Annotated in this window: 10 protein-coding genes and 1 tRNA gene; 7 read left to right on the top strand and 4 right to left on the bottom strand. The window is 71.7% G+C overall.

Translation table 11 applies throughout. The annotated features are described in order from the left end of the window. Positions 1-22 precede the first annotated feature (22 nt). Positions 23-850 (bottom strand): glycerophosphodiester phosphodiesterase, encoded by an 828-nt coding sequence (locus OG524_RS18715; RefSeq protein WP_405811146.1) that lies wholly within the window; start codon positions 848-850, stop codon positions 23-25. A 197-nt stretch (positions 851-1047) separates the two neighbouring features. On the opposite strand from OG524_RS18715, the gene OG524_RS18720 reads away from it, so the two are divergent. The 3 genes from OG524_RS18720 (at position 1048) to OG524_RS18730 (ending at position 3329) form a co-directional block, all read left to right on the top strand. Continuing rightward, positions 1048-2544 carry a S1C family serine protease gene (locus tag OG524_RS18720; protein WP_405811150.1) on the top strand — a complete coding sequence of 499 codons (1497 nt, stop codon included), beginning with the start codon at positions 1048-1050 and terminating at the stop codon, positions 2542-2544. Between the two features lie 60 nt (positions 2545-2604). Then, positions 2605-2691, top strand: a tRNA-Ser gene (locus tag OG524_RS18725). 263 nt (positions 2692-2954) lie between these two features. After that, positions 2955-3329 (top strand): hypothetical protein, encoded by a 375-nt coding sequence (locus OG524_RS18730; RefSeq protein ID WP_405812476.1) that lies wholly within the window; start codon positions 2955-2957, stop codon positions 3327-3329. Positions 3330-3429: 100 nt separating this feature from the next. On the opposite strand, the gene OG524_RS18735 is transcribed toward OG524_RS18730, so the two are convergent. Then, entirely contained in the window at positions 3430-4161 is a 732-nt protein-coding gene (locus OG524_RS18735) for a hypothetical protein (RefSeq protein WP_405811151.1), read from the bottom strand. 140 nt (positions 4162-4301) lie between these two features. On the opposite strand from OG524_RS18735, the gene OG524_RS18740 reads away from it, so the two are divergent. Further along, positions 4302-4592 (top strand): hypothetical protein, encoded by a 291-nt coding sequence (locus OG524_RS18740; RefSeq protein ID WP_405389648.1) that lies wholly within the window; start codon positions 4302-4304, stop codon positions 4590-4592. Between the two features lie 41 nt (positions 4593-4633). Here the strand turns inward: OG524_RS18740 and OG524_RS18745 are convergent, their stop codons facing one another. Next, positions 4634-5512 carry a bifunctional DNA primase/polymerase gene (locus OG524_RS18745; protein ID WP_405389647.1) on the bottom strand — a complete coding sequence of 293 codons (879 nt, stop codon included), beginning with the start codon at positions 5510-5512 and terminating at the stop codon, positions 4634-4636. Positions 5513-5791: 279 nt separating this feature from the next. Between OG524_RS18745 and OG524_RS18750 the strand changes: the two genes are divergently transcribed. The 3 genes from OG524_RS18750 (at position 5792) to OG524_RS18760 (ending at position 8680) form a co-directional block, all read left to right on the top strand. Continuing rightward, entirely contained in the window at positions 5792-6103 is a 312-nt protein-coding gene (locus tag OG524_RS18750; protein ID WP_405811153.1) for a hypothetical protein, read from the top strand. A 238-nt stretch (positions 6104-6341) separates the two neighbouring features. After that, entirely contained in the window at positions 6342-6896 is a 555-nt protein-coding gene (locus tag OG524_RS18755) for a SigE family RNA polymerase sigma factor (protein ID WP_405389645.1), read from the top strand. 137 nt (positions 6897-7033) lie between these two features. Beyond that, positions 7034-8680, top strand: coding sequence for a long-chain fatty acid--CoA ligase (locus OG524_RS18760; protein ID WP_405811154.1), 1647 nt, complete (start codon positions 7034-7036; stop codon positions 8678-8680). Between the two features lie 106 nt (positions 8681-8786). Here the strand turns inward: OG524_RS18760 and OG524_RS18765 are convergent, their stop codons facing one another. Further along, on the bottom strand, positions 8787-12950 hold the full coding sequence (locus tag OG524_RS18765) for a PAS domain-containing protein (RefSeq protein WP_405811156.1): 4164 nt from the start codon (positions 12948-12950) through the stop codon (positions 8787-8789). Between the last annotated feature and the right edge of the window lie 22 nt (positions 12951-12972).

Below are 12972 nucleotides of genomic sequence, written 5' to 3' on the forward strand. Positions count from 1 at the left end.
GGTGCACCCCCTGTAACTGATGTTAAGAGCGGCCTAGTTGCGCCAGCACCTGTTTGGGGCGGTTTGTGATGATTGCTTCCACGCCGAGGCGCACGCAGAGATCGACGTCCTCCGGCTCGTTCACGGTCCAGACGTGCACGCGGTGGCCCGCGCGGTGCAGTCGCTCGATGTGCCCGGGGTGATTGCGTACGATCCTCATCCCCGGGCCGGCGATCCGGGCCCCGGCGGGGAGCCGTCCGTCGCGCAGGCGCGGGGAGACGAACTGCATGAGGAAGACCGTGGGCAGTGTGGGCGCGGCGGCCCTGACGCGGTACAGCGACCGTGCGGAGAAGCTCATGATGCGTACCGGGGACGGTCCGTCGGCCGGCGGGCAGTCCAGCTCGAACCGCTTCAGCAGGTGGAGCAGCCGCTCCTCGACCTGGCCGGCCCAGCGCGTGGGGTGCTTGGTCTCGATGGCCAGCTGGAGCGGCCGCCCGGTCGCCCGTACCTCGGTGACCAGCTCCAGGAGTCGTTCCAGCGTGAGTACGGACGTGAGCTCGCCCGGGAGCGGATCCCAGTCCGGGGACTCCTCGCGGTCCTTCCAGGAGCCGAAGTCGAGTGCGGCGAGATCGGCCAGTTCCAGGGCGGAGACGGCGCCCCGGCCGTTGGACGTGCGGTTCACCCTGCGGTCGTGCACACAGACGAGCTGGCCGTCGGCGGTGAGGCGGACATCGCATTCCAGGGCGTCGGCGCCGTCCTCGATCGCCTTCCGGTATGCGGCCAGGGTGTGCTCGGGGGCGTCGTCCGAGGCCCCGCGATGGGCGATGACCTGGATGGGAGGGTGTGCGGAGGGTCGGCGTGCGTGGGTCACGGCGCCATGGTGTCACCGTGACGGGGCGGGTGCGGACCCCTTGTCGTGTAAGACCGTTTTGCCTGATGTAAAGATTGGTGTGCGGATGCACAGGTCCTGCTTACAGTGACCTGACGTGCTGTGGGAAAAGCTGACCATAGACACGTGCACAGCGGATCTCTTGCCGAACGCCGAGTGGAACCGAGGAGTAAAGAGCTGTGAGCACCGAGAACGAGGGCAACGAGGACACCGCGGTTCCGTCCGTACCGTCTGTTCCGTCCGCACCTCCCGTGCCGGCTGCCGCTCCCGAGGGCACCCCGCAGGGAGGTCCGTCCGCGCCTGAGGCCACCCCGCCCGCCCCCGTGGACGCACCGACGGCCCAGGTTCCGGCCGCGACGCACCAGGGCGGCCCCGGGCCGTCCTTCACCCAGTACGACCAGCAGGCCCACCAGCCCCCGTCGCCGCCGCAGCAGCCCCCCGCCGCCTCGGAGGCCTGGCCGCCGCCCCCGCCCGCCGTCCCGTCGTACGCGGACGGCGGCGGCACCGCGGTGTGGGGCGCCCCGGCACCGGAGGCGGCCGAGCCTGCGCGCAAGCCCCGTGCGGGCGGTCTGGTCGCCGCGGTCGTGGTGGCGGCCCTGGTCGCGGGTGGGGTCGGCGGTGCCCTCGGGTTCTGGGCCGCCGACCGCAACGACGACGGCTCCTCCGCGGGTTCGACCACGGTCGCGGCCTCCAACAGCCCGAAGGACTTCAAGCGGGACGCGGGCACGGTCGCGGGTGTCGCGGCGAAGGCGCTGCCCAGCGTCGTCACGATCGACGCGCAGTCCGGCGACGGCGAGGGCGGTACGGGTACCGGCTTCGTGTACGACCAGGAGGGCCACATCCTCACCAACAACCACGTGGTGGCCTCCGCGGCGGACAGCGGTCAGCTGACCGCGACGTTCTCCGACGGCAGGAAGTACGACGCCGAGGTGGTCGGCCGCGCGGAGGGCTACGACGTGGCCGTGCTGAAGCTCAAGAAGGCTCCGGACGGACTGACTCCGCTGCCCCTCGGCGATTCCGAGAAGGTCGCGGTGGGCGATTCCACCATCGCGATCGGTGCGCCGTTCGGTCTGTCCAACACGGTGACCACGGGCATCATCAGCGCCAAGAACCGCCCGGTCGCCTCCGGTGACGGATCGAGCAGCAGCAACTCGTACATGAGCGCCCTGCAGACCGACGCCTCGATCAACCCGGGCAACTCCGGCGGTCCGCTGCTGGACGCGGGCGGCGCGGTCATCGGCATCAACTCGGCGATCCAGTCCACCAGTGGAGGCGGTGCGGGCCAGTCCCAGGCGGGCTCCATCGGCCTCGGCTTCGCCATCCCGGTCAACCAGGCGAAGAACGTCGCCGAGCAGCTGATCAAGACCGGTGAGCCGGTCTACCCGGTCATCGGCGCGACGGTGACGATGGAGGAGAAGACCGGCGGCGCCGCGATCTCCGACCAGGGCGCGGCAGGCACTCCGGCCGTCACGCCGAACGGTCCCGCGGCCAAGGCGGGTTTGAAGGCCGGCGACGTGATCACGAAGTTCAACGACACCGTGGTCGAGAGCGGACCGACCCTCATCGGCGAGATCTGGACCCACAAGCCGGGCGACAAGGTCACGCTCACCTACGAGCGCGACGGCAGGACGGCCACGGCCGAGGTTGTCCTGGGCGAGCGCAAGGGCGACAGCTGACCGGTTAGGCTGTCCCTCGCGTCGAGGCGGACCCGGCTGCCGGGTCGGGCCACGGCGCGGGGTGGGTTGCCCGAGCGGCCTAAGGGAACGGTCTTGAAAACCGTCGTGGCAGCGATGTCACCGTGGGTTCAAATCCCACACCCACCGCAGTTGAACGGCCCCTGACCAGGTGTATCGGTCGGGGGTCGTTCTCGTGCGTCCTGTCCCTCGGTGTCCGTGGTTCCCCGCGGTTTCCCGGAGGGCCGGGCACGGCAGGGGCACGAGCACCTTCTGAGCCGTAGCTCTGGCCGGATCGGTCGGTGACGGCCGTTTCCGGCCGCTGCGAGGCCCCGGAGGGGCGCTACCGGGCGCGGGCGGCGCCGGGTTGCGGTACCTGGCTGCCGTATCGCAGGAACCTGGCGGGGGTGACCATGGAACGGCATGTGCTGGAGCAGCTGTTGGCCGGTGACGACGAGGTATCCGCCGCTGCTCTGGCCGCCCTCCGCAGCGGCGCCGCCTACAACGTGTGGGATACGACGCATCCCGCAGAGCAGCATGCCGGGGTCTTTGCCCACCGGCTTCGGCGCATGCGGCTGCACGGAGTCGAACCTCTTGGGCTGGAACGAATGGTGCGGCTCCTCCGCGAGCACGGCCGGCCGGTGTGCGGAGGACTGATCGGTTCTGCCGATCAGAAATGGGCCTTCCTCTGCTACTTCGCCGAAGGCGGCAGCACTCTGGTGGCCTGCGCCCGTCTGCAACGCCGGGTCGAGCGATCACCACTTCAGGAACGAGGTGGGGCGAGTTGAAGGTCTGGCCTGCGGGGAATTCTGATCCGTAGCTCTCGCCGGATCGGTCGGCAGGGTTCACACCGTCTGCGTCAAGATCCTGGATGGGTGATGCCATGCGTCAGTGGTTGCGGGGATCGGCCGAGCCAGGCTGCTTTCCGGATGCTTCCGAGACCCATGTCCGCCAAACGTGACGTGTGTTCGGTACCTCGGGGCGTTCGAGCAGCCAGAGGACATAGCCGGCGTGAAGCCGTGCCCATGGGTTGTCCGACGCGGCGGCCTCACCGAGCCTGTGGCGGAGATGCTCGCCGTCGACCGCTCGTGCGACGCGAACGTACTCGCGGTCCTTGCAGCGGTACGCCCGCCGGACGACGATCTCTACGAGGTCGGTGAGCTTTGCCCTGGTCGGCTGATCGTGGTCGGCGGCAGCCATGCTGCGGATGAGCCACTGTTTCGTGCCCCATGCCTTTGCGTGTTCCGTCCATTCACCGGGAAAGCGCGCTTCCCATTCCAGAAAGAGAAGCGCATAGGGCAGGCCCGGCCCGTCGGCCCCCTCCCACAGCCCGTCGGGAAGGGAACGACCGCGGATGTCGATGTACACCTCGTGCGCCCGTAGGAAGGACTGCTCCTGATACTGCTCCTCCGTCCCCAGTGGCCTCGTCAGCTGCCACAGCTCGTTGAACCGGTCAAGGGCCGCCCAGGTGTTCGCCCTGGCCCCGGCCAGATGTGCGAGCGCCGCCGCCCGCTCGGCGGGATCGTCGGCTATGAGGCCGAACGCCCAGCCCAGCCGTTCGCGCCAGGCATCGACCTCGTCGCCGCCCGATCCCGCACCTGTCACCGCTCCGCTCGTCACGCCGGAGATCGTCTCTCAGGCTGCCGGTGAAGTCGTCACGCACGTCTGTGAAGCACGCGGTTCCCATGTCCGTTGCGCGCCGTGCATCATGGGCCCCCGTCAGTTCGGGCGGTGTGGTCGGCGGTGCGGTGGGGAGTGTCATGGATCTGACGGAGTCCCTCAAGGAGGCCGTGGTCGCTCTGAAAGTTCCTCTGGGGCCGGTCGATCGTGAGCAGGGCTGGACCGACGAGTTGCGGCGGGAGATCCAGGAGGAGATCTCGGTCCACCGCTCGATGCTGCGGCGGTACGGGGTCCGGAACGTCAGGTACGTGAGGCTGCGCCTCGACGCGTGGATGGACGCCGAGGGCGTGAAGCCGGGGCGCCTGCGCGATGTGGTGCTGGACGCGCAGGCCCTCGTCGTCGAGGCGCGCGAGGCTGCCCGCCTGCGATGAGAAGCCCTGGAACCGGCGGGTCCGGGCCTGATCGGGGGCCGTCAGGGGCGTTCCGAGGTCAGTCGGGCGGCTGAGGCTATGGCTGCGCGGGCTTCCTGTTCGGAGAGGCCCGTACGGACCGCCGCGTCGGTCAGGGCGTCCGCCAGGGCGTCGCCGAAGCCGTGTTCGTAGGCGCGGCAGGCTGCCCAGAAGAGGCGGGTGTTGCGCTGGCCCTCGTGGGCCGCCAGGACGAACTGCACCAGGCCACGGCCCTGACCGGCGGGGGAATGGCTGCTGCCCGTGGGGTGGTGCGGGCGCTTGGGGGGTGTGAGCAGGCGCAGGAGGGCGCGGGGGCAGGGGGCGGGCGGCAGGTGGGCCGTGCCGGGGGCGAGCCGGTAGCTGCCGCGGGTGGTGACGGATCCGGGGCCGACCAGGTAGCCGCCGGCGCCGCGGACGTCGATGCCGGGGGCGAGCCGGCTCGCGGAGTTGGGCACGTCGATGCCGGACGGTCCCGTCAGCCAGAGGTGCCGGCCGCCGCTCGGCGTGATCACGGTGACGGTTGCCGGGATGGTGAAGAGGTGTTGCAGGGCGAGCTGTTGGAGCGCGGCCACGGAGTCGTTGCCGTGGGTGGCGTCGATGTCCAGGTCGATGCCGATGAGGCGGTGGGGCGGCCGTCCGCAGGCGATGCCGTACCCGGTGGCGCGGGGGGCGGCGGCGAAGAGGGCCCGGACCGCGGCGGGGTGGGTGGTGGCGTCGTGGACGCCGTGACCGGGCAGCCCGCAGGCGCCCCGGCAGTGGGCGGGGCGTACGTCGTCGTGGTGCGGGGAGCGAAGCGCGGGGAGCTTGGTGGCGGACAGCGGGAAGACGGGGAGCCCGCGCTCGGCGGCGGAGAGCGCGTGGGCCAGGGCCAGTGTGGCGGTCTGCCGGTCGATGGTGGCCATGGGTCCATTTTCGTACAGGCGTTCGAAGAAGGGAAGGGGGTGTGAGGGTGGCGGAACGCTTTTCCCGGTGCGGCGTGAGGGCCGGCCGGTTGAGGGCGGCCGAGAGGTTTATCGGGTGGTCCTCATGCTTGCGGGGGAATCGGGAATCATGGGCGGTTCACCAGGGATTCGGTGGGCAACTTTGGTCTCGCGACGTCGTGACCAGCATCGGGGCAGTCGGCCAACTCGCTCCGGACCAGCCGTACCAAGCCGTACTTTCGCTTCCTGGAGGAAATTGACATGGCAAGCACCCGTACCGCTCGTACCCTCGCCGCCGTTGCCGCCCTGCCGCTTGTCGCAGCTCTGTTCGGTGGCGTGGCGGTGGCCGACAACGGCTCGTTCGCGAACGACGGATCGAACGCGGCGGTCGCGACGATCGGGTCCGGTGGCGTCGGGGGCGACAACGTCGGCAATTCGTCCACGTCGCAGCAGCAGGCCGTCGGCGCCGGTGCGTCGAACCACAGCAACGCGGCCCAGGTGAGCGGATCGGCGTTCACGCTGATCGACCAGTCCACGGACATCGTCGCGGTGAACTTCTCGCCGCTCTGGTGAGTCGCCGGGCCGGCGGTCGGACCGTATCGGCCCATGTGGCGGCACGTCCGGTGGCTGTCGCGGGGTCGCTGTCCGTAGGCGGGGGGCGGGTCCGTCCCCGGGTGAGGACCCTGAGGGCGGACCGTGGCCCCTCCACCTTCAGGAGGTGGGGCAGGCCCCACCCCTACAACCTGAGGCGGACGACGCTTCGGGACCTGGGGCCGATCCCCCGGGCGGCGCCCGCTCCTAGCGTGGAGTCATGACCACGCCAGTCTGCACCGGCGCCTCCAGGGCGGTCGCTGCCTCCGCCGGACACCGTCGCTACGCATCGTTCTCGTCGTACGTACGGGCACGGGGCCCCGTGCTGCTGCGCACCGCACGCTCCCTCACCGCGAATCCGAGCGACGCGGAGGATCTGCTGCAGACCGCTCTCACCAAGACGTACGTCGCCTGGGAGCGGATCGAGGACCACCGCGCGCTCGACGGATACGTCCGCCGCGCCCTGGTGAACACGCGTACCTCACAGTGGCGCAAGCGCAAGGTCGACGAGTTCGCCTGCGAGGAACTGCCCGAGAGGGAGACCGCACCCGCTTCCGACCCCGCCGAGCAGCAGTCGCTGCACGACGCGATGTGGCGGGCCGTGCTGAAGCTGCCCGACCGGCAGCGGGCCATGGTCGTCCTGCGGTACTACGAGGATCTGAGCGAGGCCCAGACCGCCGAAGTCCTCGGAGTGTCCGTCGGTACGGTCAAGAGCGCGGTGTCGCGGGCGCTCGGAAAGCTGCGGGACGACCCGGAGCTGCACCCGGTCCGCTGAGCCGCGCGAGGGAGCGTCATAGCCCGAATCTGCCGACCGACACCGATTCGTACTCCCGGGAGTAGTGACATACCGCTTGGTATGTGCGCAGAATCAGCGGAACCTTACTGCCACGTAGCGCCCACCGGGAGGACGCCGTGCTGAGCACCATGCAGGACGTACCGCTGACTGTGACCCGCATCCTCACACATGGGATGACCATCCACGGGAAGTCACAGGTGACGACCTGGACCGGCGAGCCCGAGCCGCATCGTCGCAGTTTCGCCGAGATCGGCAGGCGTGCCACGCAGCTGGCCAACGCCCTGCGCGACGAACTGGGCGTCGACGGCGACCAGCGGGTCGCGACTCTGATGTGGAACAACGCCGAGCACGTCGAGGCGTATCTGGCGATCCCCTCCATGGGGGCCGTGCTGCACACACTCAACCTCCGGCTGCCCGCCGAGCAGCTGGTGTGGATCGTCGGCCACGCCGACGACAAGGTCGTCCTCGTCAACGGCTCGCTGCTGCCGCTGCTCGTGCCGCTGCTCCCCCACCTGCCGTCCATCGAGCACGTGGTCGTCTCCGGTCCGGGGGACCGCTCCGCGCTCGCGGGCGTCACGCCGCGGGTGCACGACTACGAGGAGCTCCTCGCCGGCCGTCCCACCACCTACGACTGGCCCGAGCTGGACGAGCGCCAGGCCGCCGCCATGTGCTACACCTCCGGCACCACCGGCGACCCCAAGGGCGTCGTCTACTCCCACCGCTCCATCTACCTGCACTCCATGCAGGTCAACATGTCCGAGTCGATGGGTCTGACGGACAAGGACACGACCCTCGTGGTCGTCCCGCAGTTCCATGTGAACGCCTGGGGCCTGCCGCACTCCACGTTCATGACCGGCGTCAACATGCTCATGCCCGACCGTTTCCTGCAGCCGGCCCCGCTCGCCGACATGATCGAGCAGGAGAAGCCGTCGCACGCCGCGGCCGTTCCCACGATCTGGCAGGGTCTGCTCGCCGAGGTCATGGCGAAGCCGCGCGACCTGACGTCCATGGCCCGCGTCACCATCGGCGGCGCCGCCTGTCCGCCCTCCCTGATGGAGGCCTACGACAAGCTGGGCGTGCGCCTCTGCCACGCCTGGGGCATGACGGAGACGTCGCCGCTCGGCACCATGGCCAATCCGCCCGCCGGACTGACCGACGAGGAGGAATGGCCCTACCGCATCACCCAGGGCCGGTTCCCGGCCGGTGTCGAGGCGCGGCTGGTCGGCCCGGGCGGCGAGCACCTGCCGTGGGACGGCGAGTCCGCGGGCGAGCTGGAGGTCCGCGGACCCTGGATCGCCGGTGCGTACTACGGCGGCGCCGACGGTGGTGACCTGCGCCCGGAGGACAAGTTCAGCGAGGACGGCTGGCTCAAGACCGGTGACGTCGGAGTCATCAGCGACGACGGATTCCTCACGCTCACCGACCGGGCCAAGGACGTCATCAAGTCCGGCGGCGAGTGGATCTCCAGCGTCGAACTGGAGAACGCCATCATGGCGCACCCGGATGTCGCCGAGGCCGCGGTCGTCGCCGTGCCCGACGAGAAGTGGGGGGAGCGTCCCCTCGCGACCGTCGTCCTCAAGGAGGGCGCCACGGCCGACCACGCGGCGCTCAAGGCCTTCCTCGCCCTGTCCATCGCCAAATGGCAGCTGCCGGAGCGCTGGACGATCATCGCGGCGGTGCCGAAGACGAGCGTGGGCAAGTTCGACAAGAAGGTGATCCGCAAGCAGTACGCGGACGGCGAGCTCGACATCACGCAGCTCTGATCCGAACGACCCGAAGGATCCCGGCCGTTGCGGGACGGGGCGAGGGCGGTACGGGAGGTCCCGTACCGCCCTCGCCCCGTACGTCGTCCGGTGACGGCACCGACCGTCAGTTCGTCCCTATCTTCGCCAGCAGATCGACGATGCGGGACTGCACCTCGTCGCTCGTCGAGCGCTCGGCCAGGAAGAGCACGGTCTCGCCCGAGGTGAGCAGCGGAAGGTCGGCCTCGTCCATGCCGGTCGAGGTGTAGACGACGAGCGGCGTGCGGTTCAGGCGGCCGTTCGCCCGCAGCCAGTCGATGATTCCGGCGCGCCGGCGACGTACCTGCATCAGGTCCATCACCACCAGGTTCGGCCGCATCCGGCCGGCGAGGTCTACCGCCTCGCTGTCGCCCGACGCCCGCGAGACCTGCATGCCGCGACGCTCCAGCGTCTCGGTCAGGGCCAGCGCGATCTCCTCGTGCTCCTCGATCACCAGCACCCGCGGCGGATGCTGGTCGCTGTCGCGCGGGGCGAGCGCCTTGAGGAGTACGGCCGGGTCGGCACCGTACGCGGCCTCCCGGGTGGCCTGCCCCAGACCGGCCGTCACCAGCACCGGAACCTCCGCCGCCACAGCCGCCTGGCGCAGCGACTGCAACGCCGTACGCGTGATCGGCCCGGTCAGCGGGTCGACGAACAGGGCGGCGGGGAACGCCGCGATCTGGGCGTCGACCTCCTCGCGGGAGTGCACGATCACCGGGCGGTAGCCGCGGTCGCTGAGCGCCTGCTGGGTGGATACGTCGGGGGCGGGCCAGACGAGCAGCCGCCGGGGGTTGTCCAGCGGCTCCGGGGGGAGCTCGTCGTCGACGGGCCGGGGCTGCGGACGGTTGGCCACCTCGACAGCACCGCCCGGGCCGTCCAGCGGCTCGGGCCCCTCGGCGCCCTCGTCGGGCGCCCCTATCGCGTACGCGCGTCCCTCGGCCGCAGGGGCGGACAGCAGCTGACCCGAGCCGGAGCCCTGAGTGGTGCCGCCCGGAGCGCCCACGGCGCCCGGCTGCGGCGGTACGGGCCCCGGCGCGGCGGGCTGCGCCGGGGCGGGCGCGGCCGGGCGCTCCGCCTCGGGCGGGGCGGCGAGCTTGCGACGGCGCCCGGCACCGCCGAGCGTCTGGTTCTGCTGATGCGCGAGGTGCTGCGCGAACGGCACGCCCTGCCCCAGTGTCCGCACGCTGAAAGCGCGGCCCTGCGTCGAATCCGACGAGGCGGACGCGGACGTCGGCTCCTCGGCGGGCAGCGGCTGGCGCCGGGCGTCCGGCGCGGGGGCGTCGTCGGCCGGATGGGGCGCCGGAGACGGCCCGGCCGGGGCGGCGACGGTGCCGGTGGTGTGCGTGGTGCTGCCGGGGCCCACCCAGGACTCGTCGGCCGCCGAATCCGGTGCGTCGGCTTCGTCGGGCGCGTCGTCGTGCAGGGTGAGCGCGGCCAGGCCCTGCCCCGAGGTGCCGGTACGGGACCAGTCGGGCTGCGGAGGAACGGCGGGCAGGGGCTGCCCGGGAACGGGATGGCCGGGACGGACCGGCTGACCGGGCTGCTCCGGCGCGTCCGCGGGGCGCGCCCTGCGACGGCCGGACGCCACGGGGTGCGCCCGCGGCGGGGTGTGGTCCGCGTCCGGCGCGGTCCGTACGACGTCGTGGCGCTCCGGCGGCGGACCGTCCGTCGCACCGGGTGCGACGGGAACGGGCTGACCACCGGCGGCGGGAGCTTCCGGCGCGGCGGGTGCCGCTTGCGGTACGGCGGGCGGAGCCGTAGCGACGGGCGGGGCGGGTGCTACGGGTGTGGCCGGGGCCTCCGGTACGACGGGTGCTTCCGGTGCGATTGTCGCGCCAGGCGGAACCATTGCACCGGGCACGCCGGGTGTCACCGGCGGCGGAACCATGGCCCCGGGCGCGCCCGGCTGGACGCGGTCCGCGTCTGCGGGCGGCAGTGCGAAGGCGCTGCGCGGCGTCGCGGCCTCGGCCGGGGCGGAGTGCTCCTGGGTGGCCGCGAGGGCCCGCCGGGCCCGCCGCGCCCCGGACTGCTGTGCCTGATTGCCCTGTTGCTGTTGCTGCTGTGGCGACGACTCGGCGGAGGCGAGGGCGGGAAGCGCGGCCTGGTTTCCCCCGCCCGGACGCGTACGCATCCCCTGGGCGGCCTCCTGCGGCACCCCTCGGGGCGGTACGGTCTGTCCGCGCTGCGGTCGGCCACCACCGCCCTGCGCGCCCTCGGCCGCGGTCACCACGGACCCCTCGGACGGAGTGGTGGACGCGGCGGCCGGGAGGGCCAGGGCCTGCCGGGGCTGTTCCGCCCGGACCTCGGTACCCGTCTCCGCCGGGCTGGGCCGACCACGCCTGCGCCCGGAGCCCTCACCCTGCTGGGGCGGGATCACGTCCTGCGCCTGCTGCTCCTGCGTGGAGTCGGCTTCACGGCGTGCCCTGCGACGCCCGGTCGGCTCGGCCGCCGCGGTGTCCCCGGCCCCGTCCACGGGGCTCTCCAGGAACGCGTCCGTCGATGCCCGACGTGCCCGCCGCCGACCGCCCTGCGTGGGCTGGGGAACCGGCTCCGCTACGGCGGGCTCCTCGGGCACCGGTACCGGTGCGGGCGCGATCGTCCCGGCGCCCGCACCGATCGGCACCTCCAGGACGTACGCGCTGCCGCTCATCCCCGGCATCTCGTGTGTCTGCAGCACACCGCCGTGCGCCCGTACGATCCCGCGCACGATCGGCACATGCACCGGGTCACCCCCGGCGAACGGCCCGCGCACCTCGATCCGTACGACGTCACCGCGCTGTGCCGCCGCCACGACGACCGTCGAGTCGACGTAACCGCCGCTCGGCATGAGCCGCGCCTTGCCGGTCGAGTCGACACCGGCCACGTCGGCGACGAGATGGGCCAGCGCGGTGATCAGCCGGCCCGGGTCGACCTCGGCCTCGATCGGCGGCGCGTGCACCGCGAACTGTGCGCGGCCGGGCCCGATCAGTTCGACCGCGCCGTCGATGCCGGCGGTCACCACCGAGTCCAGCAGCACCGGCTGCTTGACGAGCTCCTCCGTGCCGCCGTCCAGGCGCTGGTAACTCAGTACGTTGTCGACGAGCGTCGTCATCCGGGCGTAGCCCGCTGCGAGGTGGTGCAGGATCTGGTTGGCCTCGGGCCAGAGCTGGCCGGCCGGGTCGGCGGCGAGGGCCGACAGTTCGCCGCGCAGTTCCTCCAGCGGACCACGCAGCGACTCGCCCAGGACCGCGGTCAGCTGGGTGTGCCGTGCGTCGAGGCCGGTGAGGCGGTCGGCCTGCTCCTCCAGCTCGGAGGCGTACCGCTCGGTCCGGTCGGCCAGCTCGGCGGCGTGCTGTTCGGCCAGTGCGGCGACCTCGGCCCGGTGGCTCCCGGTGAGCTCGGCGACCTCGGCGGCGTGCCGTTCCGTCAGCCCGGTGACCTCGTCGGTGTGCTGGTGGGTCAGCTCCTCGAAGGGCCTGCGGTCGGTGAACGTCATCACGGCGCCGACCAACTGGTCCCCGTCGCGCACCGGCGCCGTGGTCAGGTCGACCGGCACCGGGTCGCCGCTCTTGGACCAGAGCACCTGGCCGCGCACCCGGTGCTTCCGGCCGGACTTGAGCGTGTCCGCGAGCGGAGACCCGTCGTACGGGAACGGCTCGCCGTCGGCCCGCGAGTGCAGGATCAGGGTGTGCAGCTCCTTGCCGCCGAGGTCGCTGGCGCGGAAGCCGAGGATCTGTGCGGCGGCGGGGTTGACCAGGACGACCCGGCCGTCCATGTCCGTGCCCACGACGCCCTCGGAGGCGGCCCGCAGGATCATCTCGGTCTGGCGCTGCGAACGGGCCAGCTCGGCCTCGGTGTCGACGGTGCCGGAGAGATCCCGTACGACGAGCATGAGCAGCTCGTCGCCGGTGAAGTTGGAGTTGATGTCGTTGTACCCGGCCTGGCCGCTGTCCAGGCCGGCGCTGGTGACCTCGACGGGATACTCGGTGCCGTCGGTCCGGCGCGCGGTCATCCGCGTCGGCTTGGTCCTGCCCTGCTCGTCCGCAGCATCCGGCCTGCGCATCGACCCCGGGATCAGCCGGGAGTCGAACTCCGGAAGCAGATCCAGCAGTCCGCGGCCCACGAGCGCGGTGCCCGGGGTCTCGAACATCTCGAGGGCGATGGTGTTGGCGTTGACGACCGTGCCGTTGCAGTTGACGAGCAGGAGCCCGTCCGGGAGGGCGTCGAGTATGGCTGCGAGGCGAGCAGTGCCTCGGGATGGCCTGCTGCTCACGAGACGCTTCCTCCCTGAATAC

This window comes from Streptomyces sp. NBC_01520, assembly GCF_045040375.1.
Classification (GTDB): Bacteria; Actinomycetota; Actinomycetes; order Streptomycetales; family Streptomycetaceae; genus Streptomyces.